The organism is Microbacterium sp. 1154 (genome assembly GCF_031455375.1).
Lineage (GTDB): Bacteria > Actinomycetota > Actinomycetes > Actinomycetales > Microbacteriaceae > Microbacterium.
This window is the reverse complement of the sequence record NZ_JAVDSN010000001.1, coordinates 1,605,694-1,627,324: the sequence shown is the minus strand read 5'-3', so window position 1 is coordinate 1,627,324 and position 21,631 is coordinate 1,605,694. Positions and strand designations below refer to the sequence as shown.

Below are 21,631 nucleotides of genomic sequence, written 5' to 3'. Positions count from 1 at the left end.
GAGGGCTCCCCAACCTGACGGGGAGCCCTCCGATGAGATCAGACCTGGGGGCCTGCCGGCGGCGCCGGAGGCGGCGGGGTCGTGCCCGTCGCGGGAGGCGGCGGGGTCGTGCCGGTGGCCGGCGGGCTGTACGGCTGCTGCGCCGGGGGCGCACCGTATCCGGGGCCGGCGTATCCGGGGCCGGCGTAGCCGCCACCGTTGCCGGCGACCGGCTGGCTCGGCTGGACCGGTATGCCGTTCCACACCGTCTTGTCGGCGAGGAAGGAGTTCGCCCACGGGGCGGGGCGGATGCCCGGGTTCCACGGGTTGCTGCCGAAGGCCAGGATCGCGAGGAAGATCCACTGTCCGAGCGGACCCAGGATGAAGAGCAGCAGGATGGGCCACTCACGTCCGAACTTGGCGTTGACGCGGTACGAGATCATGATCAAAGCCACCACGAGAGCGAGGCCCGCGAGGAAGTTCAAGATGGGGATGGCCGAAGCCACCAGCAGGGCGACCAGCACCCAAGGCGAGAAGTCGCCGAGCTTCGCGAAGACGAGGTAGTTGTAGATCGGCACCCAGGCGCGCCACTTGCCCTGGACACCCGCCTTGTCGAAGATCCGCATCAGCAGGAACGCGGTGATGAGGTATCCGGCGATGGAGAGCAAGAAGATGAACAGATAGACCACGCCGATCAGCGCGGCTTCGGCCCCGCTGGTCGTCCCGTAGTCGCTGTAGGCGAGATATGTGGTGTTCACGAGGATCCTCTCGTACGGAGTCGTGCGCTGTCGCGCGTCACCGGCGGGGCTTTCCCGCGTTCACATGCTAGCGAAGCTGGGACTTTCCTGACAGACCAACCTGATGTCATACAATCAGCGCCACCTGGCCACCCTCGTCCCCGTCGCGTACGTCCCACCCCGCATCGCTCGCCCAGTCTCGGAAGTCGCTGAGGGACGAGAGCTCCACCCCCTCAGATGCGAACGATCGGACCAGGTCCCCCTTCGCGTGTTTGTTGAAGTGGTTCAGCGCACGAGCCTGTCCGCCCGAGTCCTCGCTCATCACGCGAACGTACGCCGACGAGGCGCCGGCCGGCAGCGGACCGAGGGCGGCGTACGCCTCCGAGCGCAGGTCGAGGACGAAGTCCGGCCGAAGTTTTTCCCACGCCTCGCTCACGGCACCCGCCCAGAGGCGTCGCAGCGACGGGATGCCGGGCACGGACGTGCCCGCCGCGAGGCGGTAGGCCGGGATGCCATCCAGCGCCGCGACGGGCCCGAGGGGCGCGGAGTGGATCATGACGTGATCGCCGAGCCAGGAGCGTGCCGGGGCCGCCAGGCTTCCGGCGTCGAGAGCGTCGAAGAGGACGCCGGTGTAGCGATCGATCGCCGGCAGGGTCGGCGAGGTCCGGAGGGCCGCGTTGTCGGCGACCTCGTGCCGGCGCTTCGCGCTGATCTTGAGCACCCGCGCGGCTTCCTCCTCATCGGAGGAGAGGGCGATGAGCGCATCGACGACCGACTCGCGCGCAGAGCGCAGCGACGGCAGGGCGAGTCCGTCGACGTCGAGGGGAGCACCTTCGCCGCCGGGGCGCTTGGTCTCGGAAGGAGGGAGCAGGACGAGCATGGATTCTCCGTGAGAAAGACGATGCGCGCCGCCCGGAGACCGGGCGACGCGCATCGAGTGAAGAGAAGACGTCAGGAGACGAGTGCGGTGTTTCCGGCGACGATCGTCAGCTCATCGTTCGCCATCGACAGGAAGCCGTCCTCGGCGTTGGCGAGGATCTTCGAGCCGTCGGTGCGGGTGATGCGGACCTCGCCCTGAGCGAGGATCGCGAGGACAGGCTCATGACCCTGCATGAAGCCGATCTCACCTTCGACGGTCTTGGCCACGACGAGCGAAGCCTCCCCCGTCCACACCTCGGCGTCGGCCGACACCAGGCTCACGCGCAACGACATGTCAGCCGTTCTCCTTCTGGATCTGCGCCCACTTGGCCTCGACGTCCGAGATGCCGCCGACGTTGAAGAACGCCTGCTCGGCGACGTGGTCGAAGTCGCCCTTGACGATCGCGTCGAACGACTCGATGGTCTCCTTGATCGGGACCGTGGAACCCTCGACACCGGTGAACTTCTTGGCCATGTAGGTGTTCTGCGAGAGGAACTGCTGGATGCGGCGTGCGCGCGACACGACGATCTTGTCCTCTTCCGAGAGCTCGTCGACACCGAGGATCGCGATGATCTCCTGCAGTTCCTTGTTCTTCTGCAGGATCTGCTTCACGCTGGTGGCAACGCGGTAGTGGTCGGCACCGATGTAGCGCGGGTCGAGGATCCGGCTCGTCGACGTCAGCGGGTCGATGGCGGGGTACAGACCCTTCGACGCGATCTCACGCGAGAGCTCGGTGGTCGCGTCGAGGTGCGCGAACGTGGTCGCCGGAGCCGGGTCGGTGTAGTCGTCGGCGGGGACGTAGATCGCCTGCAGCGAGGTGATCGAGTGACCGCGCGTCGAGGTGATGCGCTCCTGGAGCACACCCATCTCGTCGGCGAGGTTGGGCTGGTATCCCACGGCGGAGGGCATGCGCCCCAGCAGCGTCGAGACCTCGGAACCGGCCTGCGTGAAGCGGAAGATGTTGTCGATGAACAACAGCACGTCCTGCTTCTGGACGTCGCGGAAGTACTCCGCCATCGTCAGGGCCGAGAGGGCGACGCGCAGGCGCGTTCCCGGCGGCTCGTCCATCTGGCCGAACACGAGGGCCGTCTTGTCGAAGACACCCGCCTCTTCCATCTCACCGATGAGGTCGTTGCCCTCACGGGTGCGCTCGCCGACACCGGCGAACACCGAGACGCCACCGTGGTCCTGCGCGACGCGCTGGATCATCTCCTGGATGAGGACGGTCTTACCGACGCCGGCACCACCGAACAGACCGATCTTTCCACCCTGCACGTACGGGGTCAGGAGGTCGATCGACTTGATGCCGGTCTCGAACATCTCGGTCTTGGACTCGAGCTGGTCGAAGCTCGGCGCCTTGCGGTGGATGCCCCAGCGCTCGGTGATCTCGACCTGCTCACCGGGGGCTGCGTTGAGCACCTCGCCGGTGACGTCGAAGACCTTGCCCTTGGTGACGTCGCCGACGGGCACCGAGATGGGGCCGCCGGTGTTGCGCACCTCCTGGCCACGGACGATGCCGTCGGTCGGCTTCAGGGCGATGGCGCGCACGAGGTCGTCACCGAGGTGCTGAGCGACCTCGAGGGTGATCTCGGTCGACTCGTCACCGATGGTGATCGTGGTCTTCAGCGCGTTGTAGATCTCGGGGATCGCGTCATGCGGGAACTCGATGTCGACGACCGGGCCGGTGACGCGCGCGACGCGTCCGACGACGGCCGCGTCGGTCTTCTCGGCGGTGAGGCTCATGGCTTCTTCTCTCCTTGGGAACTTACTTGCCGGATGCCAGGGCATCGGCGCCGCCGACGATCTCGGCGATCTGCTGCGTGATCTCCGCCTGACGCGCGTTGTTGCGCAGGCGGGTGTAGTCGGTGATGAGCTTGTCGGCGTTGTCGCTGGCCGACTTCATGGCCTTCTGGGTCGCGGCGTGCTTGGCAGCCGACGACTGGAGGAGGGCGTTGAAGATACGGCTCTGGACGTAGACCGGCAGAAGCGCATCGAGCACGGTCTCGGCGTCCGGCTCGAACTCGTAGAGCGGGTAGATCTCGGCCTGGCCCGGGGCCTCATCGGCCTCGAGCACCTCGAGCGGAAGCAGACGCACCGATTCGGGCGACTGCGTCATCATGCTGACGAAGCGGTTGTACACGAGGTGGATCTCGTCGACACCCTCGTTCTCGCCACCGGCGCGGTACGCCTGGAGAACGGCATCCGAGATCTCCTCCGCGGTGGAGAACTGCGGGGTGTCGGTGTCACCGACCCACTGCGCGGCGCTCGCCATGCGACGGAACTGGAAGTAGCCGACGGCCTTGCGACCGACGAGGTAGAACACCACGTCCTTGCCCTGCGACCGCAGGAGCTCGGCCAACTCGAGAGCCTCGCGGAGGATCTGCGAGTTGAAGGCGCCCGCCAGGCCCCGGTCGGAGGTGAAGACGACCAGGGCCGAGCGGCGGATGTTCTCGCGCTCGGTCGTCAGCGGGTGGTCGACGGAGGAGTGCGTGGCCACCGCGGAGACGGCGCTCGTGACGGCCCGCGCGAAGGGCGACGCCGCGCGCACACGCGCCATCGCCTTCTGGATGCGCGAAGCCGCGATGAGCTCCATCGCCTTCGTGATCTTCTTGGTCGTCTGAGCAGAAGAGATCTTCTGCTTGTAGACCCGCAGTTGTGCGCCCATGATTCCGTTCTCGTGTCGTCGCTATCAGCGACGGCCCTTGACGATCCGCTCCTGGTTGACGTCTTCCGCCTCGGCAGCATCGACCTTCTCGGCGCCGACGACGCCCTGGTCCTTGCCGGGCTGGAATTCCTTCGCGAATGCGTCGATCTTCTGCTCCAGTTCCGCGAGCGTGTCGTCACCGAGCACGTTGGTCTCGCGCAGCGTGTCGAGCACGGTCGAGTTGCGGCGCAGGTAGTCCAGCAGCTCGCGCTCGAAGCGCAGGACGTCGGACACCTCGACGGTGTCGAGCTTGCCGTTCGTACCGGCCCAGATCGAGACGACCTGCTCCTCGACGGGGTACGGCGAGTACTGCGGCTGCTTCAGCAGCTCGGTCAGGCGCGCACCACGGGCGAGCTGACGACGCGAGGCCGCGTCGAGGTCGCTCGCGAACATCGCGAAGGCCTCGAGCGAGCGGTACTGCGCCAGCTCCAGCTTCAGCGTTCCGGAGACCTTCTTGATCGACTTGACCTGAGCGTCACCACCCACGCGCGAGACCGAGATACCCACGTCGACCGCCGGACGCTGGTTGGCGTTGAAGAGGTCGGACTGCAGGAAGATCTGGCCGTCGGTGATCGAGATCACGTTGGTCGGGATGTAGGCCGAGACGTCGTTGGCCTTGGTCTCGATGATGGGCAGACCCGTCATCGAACCGGCACCCAGCTCGTCGGACAGCTTCGCGCAACGCTCGAGCAGACGCGAGTGCAGGTAGAAGACGTCGCCGGGGTACGCCTCGCGGCCCGGCGGGCGGCGCAGCAGCAGCGAGACGGCACGGTACGCCTCGGCCTGCTTCGACAGGTCGTCGAAGATGATGAGGACGTGCTTGCCCTCGTACATCCAGTGCTGACCGATGGCCGAGCCGGTGTAGGGGGCGAGGTACTTGAAGCCGGCGGGGTCGGAGGCGGGGGCCGCGACGATGGTGGTGTACTCCATCGCGCCGGCGTCCTCGAGCGCGCCCTTCACCGAAGCGATGGTCGAGCCCTTCTGGCCGATCGCGACGTAGATGCAGCGCACCTGCTTGTTGACGTCGCCCGACTCCCAGTTGGCCTTCTGGTTGATGATCGTGTCGATCGCGATGGCCGTCTTACCGGTCTGGCGGTCGCCGATGATCAGCTGACGCTGGCCGCGTCCGACGGGGATCATCGCGTCGATCGCCTTGATACCCGTCTGAAGGGGCTCGTGGACGCTCTTACGCTGCATGACGCCGGGCGCCTGGAGCTCGAGTGCGCGGCGGCCGTCGGTCGCGATCTCGCCGAGGCCGTCGATCGGGTTGCCGAGCGGGTCGACGACGCGGCCGAGGTAGCCCTCGCCGACGCCGACGGAGAGGACTTCACCCGTGCGGGTGACGCTCTGGCCTTCTTCGATCCCGGCGAAGTCGCCGAGGACGACCACACCGATCTCGTTCTCGTCGAGGTTCTGAGCGAGGCCGAGCGTGCCGTCCGCGAAGCGGATGAGCTCGTTGGCCATGACGCCCGGAAGGCCCTCGACGTGCGCGATGCCGTCGGCCGCGTCGACGACGGCGCCGACCTCGGTCGCCGCAGCGCCGGTGGGCTCGTAGGCGTTGACGAAGTCCTTCAGCGCGTCACGAATGACGTCGGGGCTGATAGAGAGATCTGCCATTGTCTTCCTTCGTTCGTGGGGCACTCGGCCCCCAGATCCACGCCCATTCGGGCGGAAAGTCTTTAGCCTGCGATCCGCTGGCGGAGGTCGGCGAGACGTGCGGACACGCTCGCGTCGATGACGTCGTCTGCGACCTGCACGCGCAGACCGCCGACCACCGTCGGGTCGATCACGGTGTTCAGCGTGACCGCCGAACCGTAACGTGCGCTGAGAGCGTTCTGCAGGCGGGTCTGCTGTTCGGCGCTGAGGGGGGCTGCGGCGTACACGGTGGCGACGATCCGCGCGCGCTGGTCGGCGACGATGCGCTCGGCCCGGCGAAGCAGGGCGCGTACGCGGCGGCCGCGGGCGTGCTGCACCAGCGACGACACGATGAGTGCGGTGCCGGCGCTCGCGCGGCCGTCGAGAAGGGTCGAGACGAGCGACCCCTTCGCCGAGGCGCCGCCGAGGCGCCCACCGAGAGCAAGCTCGAGCTCGCCGTTGCTCGCGACGGTGCGCGAGAAGGCGAACAGCTCCGACTCGATGTCCGCCGACTCGGCGACCGAGGTCGCCTGGATCGCCAGCTCTTCGAGACCCTCGACGAACTGCCCGGCGTTCGACCAGCGCTGCTGGGCGGCGCTGGAGAGCAGGGCGACCGTGGCGGGACGGTAGGTGGAGCCGAAGACGGCCGAGACCAGCCCCGCGCGAGCGGGGGCCGGCACCGACGAGTCGGACAGCGCGCCGCTCAACTGCGACGATCCGCTCACGGCACCGACGGCCGCGAACAGCTCGCGCGCGACGTCGAGATCGACGCCCGACGTGGAGGCCAGGGCCTCCGTCGTCGCGGTCCGCGCCTGAGTGGTCGCGCTGCCCATTACTTGGCCGCCTTCTCGGACGCCTCGAGCTCGGCGAGGAAGCGGTCGACCACGGCGTTCGCACGCGCGTCGTCGGACAGGGTCTCACCGATCACGTTGCCCGCGAGGTCGACCGCGAGGGTACCGACCTCGGAGCGCAGCTGCACGAGGGTCGACTGACGCTCGGCCTCGATCTGCGCGTGCGCGGACGCGGTGATGCGAGCGGCGTCGGCCGCCGCGGTCTCGCGCGCCTCGGCGACGATCTTGCGACCGTCCTGCGTCGCGGACTCGCGGATCTCACCGGCTTCACGGCGCGCCTCGGCCAGCTGAGCGGTGTACTGCTCGAGGGCGGCCTCGGCCTGGCGCTGGGCCTCGTCGGCCTTCGCGATGTTGCCCTCGATGGCAGCACTGCGCTCGTCGAGCAGCTTCGCCATGCGCGGCAGAGCGACGCGCCACACCACGAAGATGATGACGACGAAGCACACCGCCGACCAGATGATGTCGTAGACCGCGGGAAGCAGCGGGTTGTGTGCTTCCCCCGCGGGCTCCGCGGCGAGAGTGACAAGAGCGTTCAGCATCCTGTCTCCTTACAGTGAATCGAGAGCGGCCGGGATCAAGTGAAGATGAAGCCGGTCGCGATACCGATGAAGGCGAGCGCCTCGGTGAAGGCGATACCGATGAACATCAGGACCTGCAGGCGGCCCGCGAGCTCGGGCTGACGGGCGACGCCCTCGATCGTCTTGCCGACGACGATGCCCACGCCGATGGCGGGGCCGATGGCGGCGAGACCGTAGCCGATCGTGGCGACGTTACCGGTGACCTGGGCGAGAACCGTAGTTGCGTCCACGGGTTTTTTCCTTTCGTTGGGTGGCTCGGCGTGCGCCGGGCCGCTCAGTGCTCTTCTGCGACCGCGAGCTGGATGTAGACCGCGGTGAGGATCGCGAAGACGTAGGCCTGGAGGAAGGCGACGAAGATTTCGAACAGGGTGAAGGCGAAGCCGAAGGCCAGCGAACCGGCGCCGAGAGCCGTCCACCATCCGCTGAGCCCCACGACGAAGAACTGCGTCGCCGAGAAGAACAGGACCAGCATGAGGTGACCGACGACCATGTTCATCAGCAGACGCAGCGTCAGGGTGACGGGCCGGATGATGAAGGTGGAGAGGAACTCGAGCGGGACGATGATGATGTACAGCGGCCACGGGACGCCCGAGGGCAGCAGCGCGTTCTTGAAGAAGCCGGCGGGGCTCTTCTTGATGCCCGCATAGATGAAGGTGACGTAGGCCACGATCGCGAGCAGAAGGGGAACGGCGATGACGCTGGTGCCGGCGATGTTCAGGAACGGGATGACACCCGTGATGTTCATGAACAGCACCATGAAGAAGATGGTGGTGAGGATCGGCAGGAAGCGCTTGCCGTCCTTGCGTCCGAGGATGTCCTCGGCGATGTTGACGCGGACGAAGTCCAGGCCCATCTCGGCGACGCTCTGGAAGCGGCCGGGGACGATCTTCATGCGGCGAGTGCCGAGCACGAGGAAGAGAACGAGGGCCAGCGTCGCCAGCATCTGCGTGAGGTTGATACGCGTGATCGCGAAGATCGTGCCCTCGAACAGCACCGCATCCGGGAAGAACTCCGAGATGGACGGCGGGTGGAACTCGGCACCCGCGGACGCGAAGTTCGTGATCAGGGTCGCAGCTTGAGTAGTCAGCGCTGGCTCCAGCTTCGGGGCATCGGTGTGAACCGTTGCGACGATGGTCGGTGATTGTTACCCGAAGTGCGAGCCTGGAGAAGAGTTCCAATCGCGGGTGGGTACTACGGCAACCCTATCAAACTCCCGGCGGATCCATGAGTCCGAGTGCCGTGATCGTCTCGCCGACGGACTATTGGGCCTCGGCGTGCCGCCTCATGAGATACGGGGGTCTCAGGATCGGCGGTCGCCCGCGTCGGGGTCGGTGGGCAGGGTCACATCGCTGACGCTGGGGATGCGCATGCGCAGGAGGACGACCACGTCGACGGCGAGCGAGGCGATCACGCTGACGACGAGCGCCACGTAGAACACGACCGGGTCGACCCAGCCCTGCCCGCGGAGCACGACGATCGCCACGATGAACAGGATGAGCTTGAGCAGCCAGCCGCCCAGGACGATCCCGAAGAAGATCGGGACGTAGAGGGGGTCTCCGAACCAGCGGTTCGCCACGAGGATGCTGATGGCCGTCACCGCGAGGAAGATCGCGCTGACCGCCACACCCGACAGAGCGCTGCCGAGGCCTCCCCCGCCCCCGACGAGGAAGCCGACGACGGCGCCGAGCACGAGGAGTACCGCCGTCACGATGCCACCCCAGACCAGGGCGGTGCGCAGCACCGGTGTACTGGAGAGGGGGCGACGAGGGGCGGGGGAAACACTGCTCATGAGGGGGACTCCGGTCGGGTGGGTCGGGGGCGGCGGGACAGCCGAAGACGGTGCTGGGAGGGCAGAAGGGTGAGCACGGCGCACGCGGCGACGCCGGTCACACCGAAGGCGATACCGATCGCGTAATCGCCGGGCCAGCCCTGCTGGGTGCCGATGTACATCAGCAGGAAGGCGAGGCTGACCACGGCCGTCCAGCTGTAGAAGATGAGGACGGCATCGCGGTCGGTATGGCCCATGTCGAGCATGCGGTGGTGCAGGTGCTTGCGATCGGGAGAGAAGGGCGATCGGCCCGCCCACTGCCGTCGTGCGACAGCGAGGCCGAAGTCGAGCAGAGGCAGCAGCACGATGACGACGGGCAGCAGGATGGGGATGAAGGCACCGAGCAGCTGCGAACGGCCGATCTTCTCGGGGTCGAGCACCGCGGGGTCGAGCTGGCCGGTGATCGCGACAGCGGAGCTCGCCATCAGCAGACCGAGCATGAGCGCGCCGGCGTCGCCCATGAAGAGCTTGGCCGGCGTCCAGTTCATCGGGAGGAACCCCAGGCACGCGCCCACGAGCACCGCCGCGATGAACGATGCGAGGTTGAAGTAGGTGCTGGCGCCGGTGTCGCGCACGAGCAGGTAGGAGTAGGCGAAGAAGACGCCATTGGCGATCAGGCACACGCCCGCCACGAGACCGTTCAGCCCGTCGATGAAGTTCACGGCGTTCATCACGACGACCATGGCGAACACGGTCAGCAGGAAGCTCACCCAGCTCGATCCCACCGTGAGGGCGCCGATCGGCAGCGAGAGGATCTGCAGTTGACCGAACCAGGCGATGATCCCGGCCGCCACGAACTGCGCCCCCAGCTTGATCATCCAGTCGAGATCCCAGAGATCGTCGGCGACTCCGACGAGCACGATGAGCAGGACCGCTCCGAGCAGTGAGAGCACCGGCACGGGGTCGATCCAGAAGATCGCGAAGTAGGGGTTCCTGCTCGACAGCGCGAAAGCGGCTACGACCCCGAGGAACATCGCGACGCCCCCGAGGCGGGGGGTCGGTGTCTTGTGCACGTCTCGATCGCGGATACCGGGGTACAGCTTGAATCGCAGGGCGAGCTTCCACACCACCCACGACAGCGCGAGCGTGACCGCCGCCGTGAACAGGATGGTGAGGAGGTACTGGGTCACGGACCCGGCGCCTCGGCATCCGGAGTCGTCGCCGACGGCGTCGCGAGAGGGTCCACGACCTCGTCCACGGGATCGGGCTCGAGCAGATCGCCGACCACCGCGCGCAGACGGTCACGCGAGACCGCGCCCTCGCGCAGCACGCGGATCTGCGGCTCCGCTCCCCCGACCAGCGTCGTAGCGTCGATGATCGTCGAGGCGATGCCCGTCTCGCTCACGCCCGCGTCGAGATAGACCGCCACGCTGTCGCCCAGCATGTCGCGCGCGGAGTCGATGTCGACCGCCGCGGCGCGACCCGTGAGGTTCGCGCTCGACACGGCGAGCGGCCCGGTCTCTTCCAAGAGCTCGAGCGTCATCTTCTGCGCGGGCATGCGCACCGCGACCGTGCCGTGCGTGTCACCGAGGTCCCACGAGAGCGAGGGCTGCGCGGGGAGCACGATCGTCAGTCCTCCGGGCCAGAATTCGCGCACGAGGTCGTCGACGGCGGGAGGGATCTCGGCGACGAGGGCCCGCAGCGTCCCCACTCCCGGAACGAGGACGGGCGGCGGCTGCTGACGCCCGCGGCCCTTCGCCTCGAGCAGGCCCGCGACGGCGCGCGCGTTGAAGGCGTCCGCGGCGATTCCGTACACGGTGTCGGTGGGGAGCACGACGAGCTCGCCGCGGCCGATCGCTTGACGCGCGTGGCGCATTCCGGACAGCAGCTGCGATTCGTCACGGCAGTCGTAGACGGGTGACATAACGCGCGCCAGTCTAGTCGCGCGTCGGCACGGGCGTGGTCACGGCCGGGTGGCGGTCGTGGCGCGGTCCCTGCTCGTCAGATCGGGGTGGGTGGCGGCCGAGCGCCAGCCGTCGGCGGCGAGGATCTCGCGGATCGCCGCGCCCTGCCACTCGCCGTGCTCGATGACGATCGTCGCCCCGGGGTGACCGAGGCGGAGCCCGACGCGGCTGAGGTGGCGCACGGCATCCAATCCATCCGGTCCCCCGTACAGGGCCGCCGGCGGGTCGTAGAGACGCACCTCGGGATCGCGCGGGATCGCATCGTCGGGGACGTAGGGAGGATTGGATGCCACGACCGAGACGGTTCCATCGAGCTCGGGGAACGCGTCGGCGAGGTCGACGAAGGCGAGCGTGACGTTGTCGGCGCCGAGTCGGGCCACGTTCTGTTTGGTCCAGACGAAGGCGTCGACCGAGTTCTCTGCCGCGAAGACGCGCGAGTGGGGCACCTCGGTGGCCATGGCGAGCGCGATCGCACCGCTTCCGGTTCCGAGATCGACCGCGATCGGGGCCTCGGATGCCGCGGAACGCAGCGCGTCGATCGCGAACTGGGCCACCACCTCGGTCTCGGGCCGCGGAACGAACACGCCCGGTCCCACCGCGAGCTCCATCGACCGGAACGGGGCGAGACCGGTCAGGTGCTGCAGCGGCTCACGGGCCGCGCGGCGGTCGAGCAGAGGGGCGAGCGCCCGGGCGGCGGGCTCCGGCATCCGGTCTCCGCGGATCGCGGCCGCCTGCACTCCCCCGCGCGAGGAGTCGAGCACGTGGGCGACGAGCAGCTCGGCGTCGACCTGGGGGTCGGGTACTCCCGCCGTGTTCAGCCGCTCGGCGGCGGAACGGACGACGGCGGCGACCGAGGCGGCCGGAGGGACGGGGTGCGGGGCGGTCTCTGGCATGACGGGAGCCCAGCCTAGTCGCGCGGCGTCACAAGGGCCGGCGGCGTCGGAAGGCTCGCCTAAAATGATCGCGACCCGACCGACGGCGAAAGGCGAGCCATGCCCGGCATCCACTCCGACATCACCTCTGCATTCGGCGACACCCCGCTCGTGCGGCTGAACCGCGTCGCCGAGGGCGCCGGTGGCCAGATCCTCGCCAAGCTCGAGTTCTACAACCCCGCATCGAGCGTCAAGGACCGCCTCGGCATCGCGATCGTCGACGCGGCCGAGGCGTCGGGCGAGCTGAAGCCCGGCGGCACGCTCGTCGAGTCGACGAGCGGCAACACCGGCATCGCCCTCGCCATGGTGGGCGCGGCTCGCGGCTACAAGGTCATCCTCACGATGCCCGCCTCGATGTCGAAGGAGCGCCGCATCCTGCTCAAGGCGTTCGGCGCCGAGCTCGTGCTGACCGACCCCACCAAGGGCATGTCGCACGCGGTCGACGAGGCCAAGCGCATCGTCGCCGAGACGCCGGGCGCCGTCTGGGCCCGCCAGTTCGAGAACGAGGCGAATCCCGCGATCCACCGCAAGACCACGGCCGAAGAGATCCTGCGCGACACCGAGGGCAAGGTCGACTACTTCGTCGCGGGGATCGGCACCGGCGGCACCATCACCGGTGTCGGGCAGGTGCTGAAGGAGCGCGTGCCCGGGGTCAAGGTGGTCGCCGTCGAGCCCGCGGACTCGCCCGTCCTCACCAAGGGTCACCCCGGGCCCCACAAGATCCAGGGCATCGGCCCCAACTTCGTGCCGGCGATCCTCGATCGCGACATCATCGACGAGGTGATCGACGTCGAGTTCGACGACGCGATCCGCCTGGCACGCGAGACGGCGGCCAAGGACGGCATCCTCGTCGGCATGTCGTCGGGCGCCGCGATCTGGGCGGCCCTCGAGGTCGCCCGTCGCCCCGAGGCGGCCGGCAAGAACATCGTCGTGATCATCCCCTCGTACGGCGAGCGGTACCTGTCGACGGCGCTCTACGAGCACCTGCGCGAAGACTGACGTGGGGGTCCTCTCCCACCTGCGCGACGACATCTCGGCCGCCAAGCTCCGCGACCCCGCGGCGCGCGGCGGACTCGAAATCGCTGTGCTCTACCCGGGCCTGCACGCGGTGTGGTCGTACCGCATCGCCCACCGGCTGTGGCGTCGCGGCCTGCGCTTCCCCGCGCGCGCCCTGTCGCAGGTCACGCGGTGGCTCACCGGAGTCGAGATCCACCCCGGCGCCACCATCGGACGCCGTTTCTTCATCGACCACGGCATGGGCGTCGTCATCGGCGAGACCGCAGAGGTCGGTGACGACGTCATGCTCTATCACGGCGTCACGCTGGGGGGCCGTCAGCGCGAGGGCGGGAAGCGCCACCCCACCCTGCACGACGGCGTCGCGGTCGGCGCGGGGGCGAAGATCCTGGGGCCGATCACGATCGGTGCTCGCAGTGCCGTCGGCGCCAACGCCGTCGTCACAGCCGACGCCCCGGCCGACAGCGTGCTCGTCGGCGTTCCCGCCAAAGCGCGTCAACGCCGGAACGGGGAAGACACCCGCGCGGTGTTGACGACACCCGAGTACTGGATCTGAACACTCCGGTGCGGGCCCGCCATCGCCGCGGACCCGCACCGGAGCTGCTCGATCAGACCGACAGGCGGTTCTCCGCCGCGGCCAGGGGGTCGTACCCGGGGGTGCGCAGCATCTCGTGCAGGTGCCGGCGTCGAACGCCCATGTTGCCCCCGTCGTAGATGGGCAGGCAGAGCACGTCCAGCATGATGTCGCCGAGCGGGGCGCGGTCGCCGTACGAGTCCACGCCCACGAGGCGCATCGCGTCGTAGACGGTCTGCACCGACAGCTCGGAGTTGTAGATCTTCGACATGTTCGACAGCTCGCGGTCCAGGCCCCCCGTCTTGTCGAAGTGGTCCGCGGCCTTCCAGGCGAAGTACCGGCCGACCTCGATACGGGTCTTGATGTCGGCGAGCATGTAGCCGGCGTTCTGGTGGTCGATGACCGGCACGCTGCCGGAGCGCTTCTCGGTCGAGACGAACTCGTAGGCGATCTCGAACGCGCGGCGCATCTTGCCGACGGCGGCCGCGGCGATGCTCGAGCAGGTCCACGAGAACGACCCCTTCGTCAGCGCGAGCCCGTCGCCGGGAGCGCCGATCAGGTTCTCGACCGGCACGCGGACGTCGACGAAGTCCACGTACGGGGAGTTGGTGGCGAGATGGCCGATCGTGTCGATGATGCCCGAGAACGTCACACCCGGCGTGCCCTTCTCGACGACGATGATCGCGAGCGATTCGGCCGGCGGCTTCGTCTCATCGATGCGGCAGACGACGCTGATGATGTCGGCTCCCTCGTCGTCCCAGCCCGAGGCGTTTGTGGTGTACGCCTTGCGGCCGTTGATGACCCATTCGTCCCCGTCGCGGACGGCGAAGGTCTGCACCCCGTACTGGGGATCGGGGTGGTCGAAGTTGGCGCCCCCGGCGGCCTCGGTGAACGCGATGGCCGCGAGGGCCGGGCTGCCGTCGACGAACGGCGCGAGGAACCGCTCCTTCTGCTCGGGCGTGCCCGCCGTGATGATCGGGAACGTGCCGAGACCCGTACCGAGGACGATGGTCGGGGTGTTGATCTCGACCCGCGCGAGCTCTTCGCACGCGAGGGCGAACTGCAGGTTGCTGAACTTGTGCCCGCCGTTCTCGACGGGGATGAGTCCCTTGACGAATCCGGCATCCACCATCTGCTGGTAGAAGGGCTTCAGCGCGCGGAACCGGCCGAGGGGGTCGGGGATCTCGGAGATGACGTCGGGAACCTGGCTCAGCACGGTCTCGGCGAACTCGCGCGCCTGCAGGCGGAGACCGAGCTGCTCTTCGGAGAGGGTGAAGTCGATGGCCACGGGTGTGCTCCTCGTTCGTTCGTTCGGGTGAAGGTCTGGGTAGCGTCGCAGCGTCCCGGCGCGCGGAGATTGGATGCGCGTGCACGACGGCGAGGACGACAGCGCACGCCATGCCGCGGTGAGCAGTTCGTTACCCGGCGGACACGAGACGCCGCGCCTGGCGAAACAGGACGTTGCTCTGCTGAGGAGGTCGACATCCGCGGGCCGCCGAGGAGGAACCGATGAATCGATGGGACACCCGCGAAAGACCGCCGCGGGAGCAGTTCGCGTACTGGCGCGAGGTCGTGTGCGCGGCCTTCACGCCGCTCCGCCCCGCCGCTCGCGGCACCCGCGACGACTGGGCGCGCGTGGGCCTCGAGGGACGCGTCGAGACCCGCCCCTTCGGCGAGACCACCGGCGCCGAGATCGCGACCTGCGCGCAGGTGATCCACCACGGCCCCGAGGAGGTGCGCCGGGTCGACGACGAGGTCGTCTTCCTCAACCTCATGCTCGACGGGCGCTGCGTCGTCACGCAGGACGGCCGGCGCAGCATGTCGGGTCCGGGCACGTTCACGATCGTGGATGCCACGCGCTCGTTCACCCTGGACTACCTCGATCCGTGGCGCACGGTGTCGTTCCGCGTTCCGGCGCGCAACATCCCCGAGAGCCTCCGGGCCGACGGCACGGCGCGGACGTTCTCGGCGGGAACGGGGCTCGGCGCCGTCGTGGCCGACACCCTGCGTTCGTCGTGGACGCAGGCGTCGCGAATGAGTGACAGCGAAGCGGATGCCGTGGGCACCGCCGTCGCCTCACTCAGCCGCGCGCTCTCCCACTCGCCGCGCACCGACGCCCTCGGCGAGCAGGAGGGTGGTGACGAGGTGCTCCGTCGAAGCATTGAGCACCACCTCGAACGACACGTCCGGTTCGTCGACACTTCCCCTGCCGCGATGGCGCGCCACTTCGCCATCTCGGTGCGCAAGCTCCACCAGCTCTACGAGAGCACGCCCCTGACCTACGGGCAGACGGTGATGCGCACGCGAGTCCTCGCGTGCGCCGACGACCTGCGGGCCGAGCGCGGTCGGGCGACGATGACGCACCTGGCCGCGAAGTGGGGGTTCAGCGATCTGTCGCACCTGCATCGCGCGTTCCGCCTCCACCTGGGTCAGACACCGCGCGAGGTGCTCGCGCAGCTCGACACCGACCTCACCGTGCCGGAGCGGGCCGGCTGAGTCCGATCGCGGCGTCGTCCCCGGTGCGCGAGCCCGCGGCGTCTCGAGTAACCGACAGGCGCGGCGCAGGCAGACGGACGGCGCCCTCTCCGACCGGCTGTCGCACGACCCGACGCCGTAGGCTCGTGGCATGAGGCGCCTGCACGATCTGAGCTTGGTCGCGCAACGCGCGGAACTGCTGGACGGCACACTGGGTCCGCGCGAGCTGGCCGCGCACTACCTCGACCGCATCGCCCGGTTCGCCGATCTGGGAGCCTTCGCCGAGACGACCCCGGATGCCGCCCTCCTCCGCGCCGACGCACTGGGCGCCGACGCCCCAAACGGCAGCCTGTGGGGCATTCCGCTCGCCGACAAGGATCTCGTCGCGCGCGCCGGCGTACCCACCCGCTACGGCTCGCGCTCGCGCGCCCACCTCGTGCCCGTGGCATCCGATCCCCTGGCCGCGGCGCTCGACGGCGCCGGGGCCGTCAATCTCGGCAAGACGAGCACCTCGGAGTTCGGCCTGACGGGTTTCACCGAGCCGCTCATCCACGCCCCGGCACGCGACCCCTGGCGCCCCTCCGCCGGGGCCGGCGGGTCGAGCGGGGGTGCGGCGGTCGCCGTCGCGGCGGGCCTCCTGCCCGCGGCCGTGGGCTCCGACGGTGGCGGTTCCATCCGCATCCCGTCCTCGACCGTCGGCGTCCTCGGGCTCAAGCCCTCGCGCGGGCGACTGCCCCTCGGTTCCGGTTTCGACTCGCCCGACGGGCTGTCCGTGACCGGGCCGATCGCCCGCTCGGCCGAGGACGCAGGGCTCCTGCTCGACGCCCTCGTCGGTCTCGCCCCGTTCCGCTACGCCACGGCGGCCCCGGGTGCCGGACCGTTCGTGGACGCCGCGAGACGCGAACCGGGCGCCCTGCGCGTCGGCGTCACCACCGTCTCCCCCTGGGACGACGACGAAGACATCCGCCTCGGCACCGACGCGAGGCATGCTTTCGACACGGCCACCGCCTGGCTCGCGGGCTCGGGTCACGCGGTGACGGATGCCGGTTGGCATCCGGTCGGGTACGCGTCGCTGTTCCACGTGCTCTGGCGCGCCAGCGCGGCGCGCATCCCCCTGAGCGAGGCCGACATGGAGCTCGTAGAACCCCTGACCGCGTGGCTCGTGCGGGAGGGACGCCGGCTCGGCGCCCTCGACCTGCTCGACGGGCTGGCGGCAGCACGCGCCTTCGAACGTCGGACGATCGACGATTTCGCCGCCTTCGACGCCGTCCTCATGCCCGCTCTCGCGCAAGAGCCCCAGCCCGTGGGTGCCTACGCGGGCCACAGCCCCGAGCGCACGTTCGCGATGCAGGTCGAGTACGCGCCGTACTCGAGCTTCGTCAACGTCGCGGGGCTCCCCGCACTCACCCTCCCGGTCACCACCGACGCGAGCGGCCACCCGGTGTCGGTGCAGCTGGTCGGTCGCCCCGGCGGCGAGGCGGTGCTGCTGTCACTCGCCGCGCAGCTCGAGGATCGCCGCGGTGCACTCCCCCACCCACCCGTGTGGAACGCCTGACCACAGGGAAGAAGCCCCGCGGCCGAGAACGCGCGCGCGTAGATCTCGCGGATCACGCCCTCTTTGCGGGCGTTGTAGGCGCTCATCAGGCCGTCGGCCGCGACCGCGCGCTTGACGGCGGCGTACCGCCGTCGATCGGTCTCGTCACGGCGCAGCCAATCGCGGAAGATCCGGTGACGGGCGGCCTCGGGGCTGTCGGGCGGCCACACGTGGAGGTTCGCGGCGGGGCGCGCCGAGACCAGGCAGCGGTGGCCCATCCACCACGGCTCGCGGACGCGCAGGACGAACCCCAGGGCTTCGAGCGCCGGCACGTAGGCGTCCTCATCGTCGGTGTCGGCGACGGTCAGATCGATGTCGATGACGGGTTTGGCGGCGAGACCGGGCACCGACGTCGAACCGACGTGCTCGACGACGAGGGCACGAGCGCCGAGGACCCCGACGATCGCGGCGCGGAGCGCCTCGAACACACCGGGCCAGTCGGCATCCGGTTCCACGATCTCGATGTGCCGCGCCTGCTCGGGCGAGCCGACCCACGGAGAACACCCGGGCGGGGGCGGGGTGTCGTCGAAGGTGACGATCTGGGCGGCGGTGAGCACCACCCGAGCCTACGAGTCGGCGAGGGCCGCGAGGCGCGCTTCCTCGTCGGCCGTGATGGCGGACTCGATGATCGGGCCGAGAGCGCCGTCCATCACCTGGTCGAGGTTGTACGCCTTGTAGCCGGTGCGGTGATCGGCGATGCGGTTCTCGGGGAAGTTGTACGTGCGGATGCGCTCGGAGCGGTCCATGCCGCGGATCTGCGAACGCCGCGCGTCGGCGGCGACGGCGTCGCGCTCCTCCTGCTGCTTCGCGAGCAGGCGGGCGCGCAGCACGCGCATGCCGGCCTCACGGTTCTGCAGCTGCGACTTCTCGTTCTGCATCGACACGACGATCCCGGTGGGCACGTGCGTGATACGGACGGCGGAGTCGGTCGTGTTGACGGACTGCCCGCCCGGGCCCGACGAGCGGAACACGTCGATCTTGAGATCGTTCGGGTCGATCGCGACCTCTTCGGGCTCGTCGACCTCGGGAAACACCAGTACACCGGTCGTCGAGGTGTGGATGCGCCCCTGCGACTCGGTCGCCGGCACGCGCTGCACGCGGTGCACGCCGCCCTCGTACTTCAGGTGCGCCCAGACGCCCTGCGCCGGATCGCTCGACGAGCCCTTGATCGCGACCTGGACGTCTTTGTAGCCGCCCAGGTCGGACTCGGTGCGCTCGAGCAGCTCGGTCTTCCAGCCCATGGAGGCCGCGTACTGCAGGTACATCCGCAGCAGGTCGGCCGCGAACAGGGCGCTCTCGGCTCCCCCCTCACCGCCCTTGATCTCCATGATGACGTCGCGGGCGTCGTCGGGGTCGCGCGGGATGAGCAGGCGTCGCAGACGCTCCTGCGTCTCGGCGACCCGCTCCTCGAGACCGGGCACCTCGTCGGCGAACGCCTCGTCCTCGCGGGCGAGCTCGCGCGCGGCCTCGAGGTCATCGGATGCCGAGACCCAGGCCTCGTGCGCCGTGACGATCCGCGACAGTTCGGCGTACCGCCGATTGACGCGTTTGGCGCGCGCGGCGTCCGCGTGCACGGCCGGGTCGGAAAGCTCTTCCTGAACGGCCTTGTGCTCTTCGAGCAGTCCGCGGACCGACTCGAACATCGCGGGCTCCGACATCGCGCCTCCCGCCCCGATCAGCGGATGCTGTTGTCGTCACCGCCGCGCGCGGGCGCCGGAATCGACTTCTGCATCTGCACGAGGAACTCGACGTTGGACTGGGTCTCCTTGAGCTTGCCGAGCACGACCTCGAGGGCCTGCTGGGGCTCGAGCCCGGCCAGCGCGCGACGCAGCTTCCAGGTGATCTTGACCTCGTCGCTCGACAGCAGCATCTCTTCGCGACGGGTGCTCGACGCGTTGACGTCGACGGCCGGGAAGATGCGCTTGTCGGCGAGCTGGCGGTTCAGGCGCAGCTCGCTGTTGCCGGTGCCCTTGAATTCCTCGAAGATGACGTCGTCCATCTTGGAGCCGGTCTCGACCAGGGCGGTGGCGAGGATCGTGAGCGATCCGCCGTTCTCGATGTTGCGCGCGGCGCCGAAGAAGCGCTTGGGCGGGTACAGCGCCGAGGCGTCCACGCCACCGCTCAGGACGCGTCCCGAGGTGGGGGCGGCGAGGTTGTACGCGCGGCCGAGGCGGGTGATCGAGTCGAGCAGCACGACGACGTCTCGACCCAGCTCCACGAGACGCTTGGCGCGCTCGATGGCGAGCTCGGCGACCGTGGTGTGGTCCTCGGCCGGGCGGTCGAACGTCGACGCGATGACCTCGCCGCGGACCGTGCGCTGCATGTCGGTGACCTCTTCGGGGCGCTCGTCGACGAGCACGACCATGAGGTGGACCTCGGGGTTGTTCGTGGCGATCGCGTTGGCGATCTGCTGCAGAACGATCGTCTTGCCGGCCTTCGGGGGTGCGACGATCAGGCCGCGCTGGCCCTTGCCGACCGGGGCGACGAGGTCGATGATGCGCTGCGTGAGCTTCTCGGGGCCGGTCTCGAGGCGCAGGCGCTCCTGCGGGTAGAGCGGCGTGAGGTTGTTGAACTCGACACGAGCGGCGGCATCGTCGACCGACAGACCGTTGATGGAGTCGACCTGCACGAGAGCGTTGTACTTCTGACGCCCCTGCTGCTCGCCCTCGCGGGGCTGCTTGATGGCGCCGACGACGGCGTCGCCCTTGCGCAGGTTGTACTTCTTGACCTGGCCGAGCGAGACGTAGACGTCGCTGGGGCCGGGCAGGTAGCCCGTGGTGCGGACGAAGGCGTAGTTGTCGAGCACGTCGAGGACGCCGGCGATCGGAATGAGGACGTCGTCCTCGCCGATCTCGGTCTCGAATTCGTCGCCCGTGGTGTTCTGGCCGCGGCGCTTGTTGCGCTGGCGGTTGCGGCTGTTCGCCGCGCCGCCCTGCTGCTGCTGGGCCTGCTGACCGTTCTGCGCGTTGTCGCGCTGACCGTTGTCGCGCTGCGCGTTCTCGCGGGGGCTCTTCTCGGCCACCTCGGCCTCGTCGGCGGCGGGCTGCGCCGGCGCCTCGGTCTTCTCGGCATCGGCCTTGTTGCGGTTCCGGTTGCGCGAGCGGCTGCGACCCCGGCCGCGGGCCGGCGTCTCGTCGCCCTGCTCGGCGCCGTCGGTCTCGGCGCCGTCGGTCGCGGCAGCGTCGGTCGCGGCAGCGTCGGTCGAAGCGGCGTCGGTCGCCGTTGCGTCGGTCGTCGGGGCCTCGTCGGTCGAAGCGGCGTCGGCGGACGCGGCCTCGGCGGCGGGGGTCTGTGCAGCGGCAGCCTCGGTGGCGGGCGCCTCATCGACGGCCGGCGTCTCAGCGGCGGCCTCGGCATCGGCGGCGACATCGGCCGCCGTGGTGACGGGAGTGGTCGCGTCGCCGGGCTCGGCGGCGGCCGGGGCCTCGGCGGCAGCGGCGTCGGCCGCAGCCTTCGCCTCGGCGGCGGCGGCCTCAGCGGCGGCCGTCTCTTCGGCGGTGGCGCTCTTCGCACGGCGCGGCGCGCGCTTGCGCGGAGCGCGAGCCGGCTTTTCGACCGGGGCCGCTTCCGCAGCGGGCGCCTCCGCAACGGCGGCTTCCACGGCGGGAGCCTCTTCTGCGGCGGGCGCAGCGTCGGCGGCGGGCGCCTCGGCGAGCGCGTCGTCGGTGAACAGCGCCGGGGGCTGCGCGTCGGCAGCAGCGGCGTCCGCCGGCGCGGGCTCGTCGGCCGCGGGGGCGTCAGCGCCCTCGGCGGTGGCCTCGACGGCCTGTTCGGTATCGGTGCCCTGATCGGCAGCGGTGGGCTGCTCGTCGGTCTCGACGGCCTCGGGTGCGTCGACGGGCTGGGTCTCGGAGATGGACTCCACGAGTGCTCCTCAGAAAATGAAACGTGATCAGATCGCGCTTCG

21 protein-coding genes and 1 pseudogene are annotated in these 21,631 nt (G+C 69.4%); 4 read left to right on the top strand and 18 right to left on the bottom strand.

All coding sequences use genetic code 11. The features are described from left to right. Positions 1 to 38: 38 nt before the first annotated feature. The 14 genes from J2X55_RS07530 to prmC form a co-directional block, all read right to left on the bottom strand. Entirely contained in the window at positions 39 to 737 is a 699-nt protein-coding gene (locus J2X55_RS07530) for a DUF5684 domain-containing protein (RefSeq protein WP_115920150.1), read from the bottom strand. 106 nt (positions 738 to 843) lie between these two features. Further along, a complete protein-coding gene (locus tag J2X55_RS07525; protein WP_309822718.1) occupies positions 844 to 1,596 on the bottom strand; it encodes a peroxide stress protein YaaA in 753 nt (250 codons plus the stop codon). A gap of 71 nt (positions 1,597 to 1,667) precedes the next feature. Further along, positions 1,668 to 1,928 (bottom strand): F0F1 ATP synthase subunit epsilon, encoded by a 261-nt coding sequence (locus J2X55_RS07520; protein ID WP_309822715.1) that lies wholly within the window; start codon positions 1,926 to 1,928, stop codon positions 1,668 to 1,670. Position 1,929: 1 nt separating this feature from the next. Beyond that, entirely contained in the window at positions 1,930 to 3,378 is a 1,449-nt protein-coding gene (atpD, locus tag J2X55_RS07515; protein WP_103210262.1) for a F0F1 ATP synthase subunit beta, read from the bottom strand. Between the two features lie 22 nt (positions 3,379 to 3,400). Next, the gene (locus J2X55_RS07510) at positions 3,401 to 4,300 is read right to left on the bottom strand and encodes a F0F1 ATP synthase subunit gamma (protein WP_115920146.1); all 900 of its coding nucleotides are present in this window, start codon (positions 4,298 to 4,300) and stop codon (positions 3,401 to 3,403) included. Between the two features lie 24 nt (positions 4,301 to 4,324). Beyond that, positions 4,325 to 5,956, bottom strand: a complete 1,632-nt coding sequence (atpA, locus tag J2X55_RS07505; protein WP_115920144.1) for a F0F1 ATP synthase subunit alpha — start codon at positions 5,954 to 5,956, stop codon at positions 4,325 to 4,327. Between the two features lie 62 nt (positions 5,957 to 6,018). Further along, the gene (locus tag J2X55_RS07500; protein WP_115920142.1) at positions 6,019 to 6,807 is read right to left on the bottom strand and encodes a F0F1 ATP synthase subunit delta; all 789 of its coding nucleotides are present in this window, start codon (positions 6,805 to 6,807) and stop codon (positions 6,019 to 6,021) included. Then, positions 6,807 to 7,364, bottom strand: coding sequence for a F0F1 ATP synthase subunit B (locus J2X55_RS07495; RefSeq protein ID WP_115920140.1), 558 nt, complete (start codon positions 7,362 to 7,364; stop codon positions 6,807 to 6,809). The genes J2X55_RS07500 and J2X55_RS07495 overlap by 1 nt, the downstream gene beginning before the upstream one ends. 35 nt (positions 7,365 to 7,399) lie before the next feature. Further along, on the bottom strand, positions 7,400 to 7,633 hold the full coding sequence (atpE, locus tag J2X55_RS07490; protein ID WP_043360904.1) for a F0F1 ATP synthase subunit C: 234 nt from the start codon (positions 7,631 to 7,633) through the stop codon (positions 7,400 to 7,402). A gap of 44 nt (positions 7,634 to 7,677) precedes the next feature. Beyond that, on the bottom strand, positions 7,678 to 8,490 hold the full coding sequence (gene atpB, locus J2X55_RS07485) for a F0F1 ATP synthase subunit A (protein ID WP_396653256.1): 813 nt from the start codon (positions 8,488 to 8,490) through the stop codon (positions 7,678 to 7,680). 213 nt (positions 8,491 to 8,703) lie between these two features. Further along, positions 8,704 to 9,192: a hypothetical protein gene (locus J2X55_RS07480; RefSeq protein ID WP_115920136.1), complete on the bottom strand. Its 489-nt coding sequence runs from the start codon at positions 9,190 to 9,192 to the stop codon at positions 8,704 to 8,706. Beyond that, the gene (locus J2X55_RS07475) at positions 9,189 to 10,361 is read right to left on the bottom strand and encodes an MraY family glycosyltransferase (protein ID WP_115920134.1); all 1,173 of its coding nucleotides are present in this window, start codon (positions 10,359 to 10,361) and stop codon (positions 9,189 to 9,191) included. The genes J2X55_RS07480 and J2X55_RS07475 overlap by 4 nt, the downstream gene beginning before the upstream one ends. Continuing rightward, complete coding sequence (locus J2X55_RS07470; protein ID WP_115920132.1) at positions 10,358 to 11,095, bottom strand: L-threonylcarbamoyladenylate synthase; 738 nt, start codon at positions 11,093 to 11,095, stop codon at positions 10,358 to 10,360. The genes J2X55_RS07475 and J2X55_RS07470 overlap by 4 nt, the downstream gene beginning before the upstream one ends. Before the next feature lie 39 nt (positions 11,096 to 11,134). After that, positions 11,135 to 12,028 carry a peptide chain release factor N(5)-glutamine methyltransferase gene (gene prmC / locus J2X55_RS07465; RefSeq protein WP_309822709.1) on the bottom strand — a complete coding sequence of 298 codons (894 nt, stop codon included), beginning with the start codon at positions 12,026 to 12,028 and terminating at the stop codon, positions 11,135 to 11,137. A gap of 99 nt (positions 12,029 to 12,127) precedes the next feature. Here prmC and cysK point away from each other — a divergent pair, with 99 nt between their 5' ends. Both cysK and epsC read left to right on the top strand, forming a co-directional pair. Next, positions 12,128 to 13,066 carry a cysteine synthase A gene (gene cysK, locus J2X55_RS07460; RefSeq protein WP_210111066.1) on the top strand — a complete coding sequence of 313 codons (939 nt, stop codon included), beginning with the start codon at positions 12,128 to 12,130 and terminating at the stop codon, positions 13,064 to 13,066. Between the two features lies 1 nt (position 13,067). After that, the gene (gene epsC / locus J2X55_RS07455) at positions 13,068 to 13,637 is read left to right on the top strand and encodes a serine O-acetyltransferase EpsC (RefSeq protein ID WP_115920126.1); all 570 of its coding nucleotides are present in this window, start codon (positions 13,068 to 13,070) and stop codon (positions 13,635 to 13,637) included. 52 nt (positions 13,638 to 13,689) lie between these two features. Here epsC and J2X55_RS07450 read toward each other — a convergent pair whose 3' ends face one another. Beyond that, on the bottom strand, positions 13,690 to 14,943 hold the full coding sequence (locus J2X55_RS07450) for an acyl-CoA dehydrogenase family protein (protein ID WP_115920124.1): 1,254 nt from the start codon (positions 14,941 to 14,943) through the stop codon (positions 13,690 to 13,692). A 221-nt stretch (positions 14,944 to 15,164) separates the two neighbouring features. On the opposite strand from J2X55_RS07450, the gene J2X55_RS07445 reads away from it, so the two are divergent. Both J2X55_RS07445 and J2X55_RS07440 read left to right on the top strand, forming a co-directional pair. Next, positions 15,165 to 16,151, top strand: a complete 987-nt coding sequence (locus J2X55_RS07445) for a helix-turn-helix domain-containing protein (protein WP_309822708.1) — start codon at positions 15,165 to 15,167, stop codon at positions 16,149 to 16,151. 130 nt (positions 16,152 to 16,281) lie between these two features. Beyond that, a complete protein-coding gene (locus tag J2X55_RS07440) occupies positions 16,282 to 17,685 on the top strand; it encodes an amidase (RefSeq protein WP_309822706.1) in 1,404 nt (467 codons plus the stop codon). 44 nt (positions 17,686 to 17,729) lie between these two features. Here J2X55_RS07440 and J2X55_RS07435 read toward each other — a convergent pair. The 3 genes and pseudogenes from J2X55_RS07435 to rho form a co-directional block, all read right to left on the bottom strand. After that, a pseudogene (locus J2X55_RS07435) lies at positions 17,730 to 18,179 on the bottom strand (GrpB family protein); the annotation flags it as partial. 111 nt (positions 18,180 to 18,290) lie between these two features. Beyond that, positions 18,291 to 19,367 carry a peptide chain release factor 1 gene (gene prfA, locus J2X55_RS07430; protein WP_115920684.1) on the bottom strand — a complete coding sequence of 359 codons (1,077 nt, stop codon included), beginning with the start codon at positions 19,365 to 19,367 and terminating at the stop codon, positions 18,291 to 18,293. Between the two features lie 32 nt (positions 19,368 to 19,399). Then, a complete protein-coding gene (rho, locus tag J2X55_RS07425; RefSeq protein WP_309822704.1) occupies positions 19,400 to 21,589 on the bottom strand; it encodes a transcription termination factor Rho in 2,190 nt (729 codons plus the stop codon). Positions 21,590 to 21,631 lie beyond the last annotated feature (42 nt).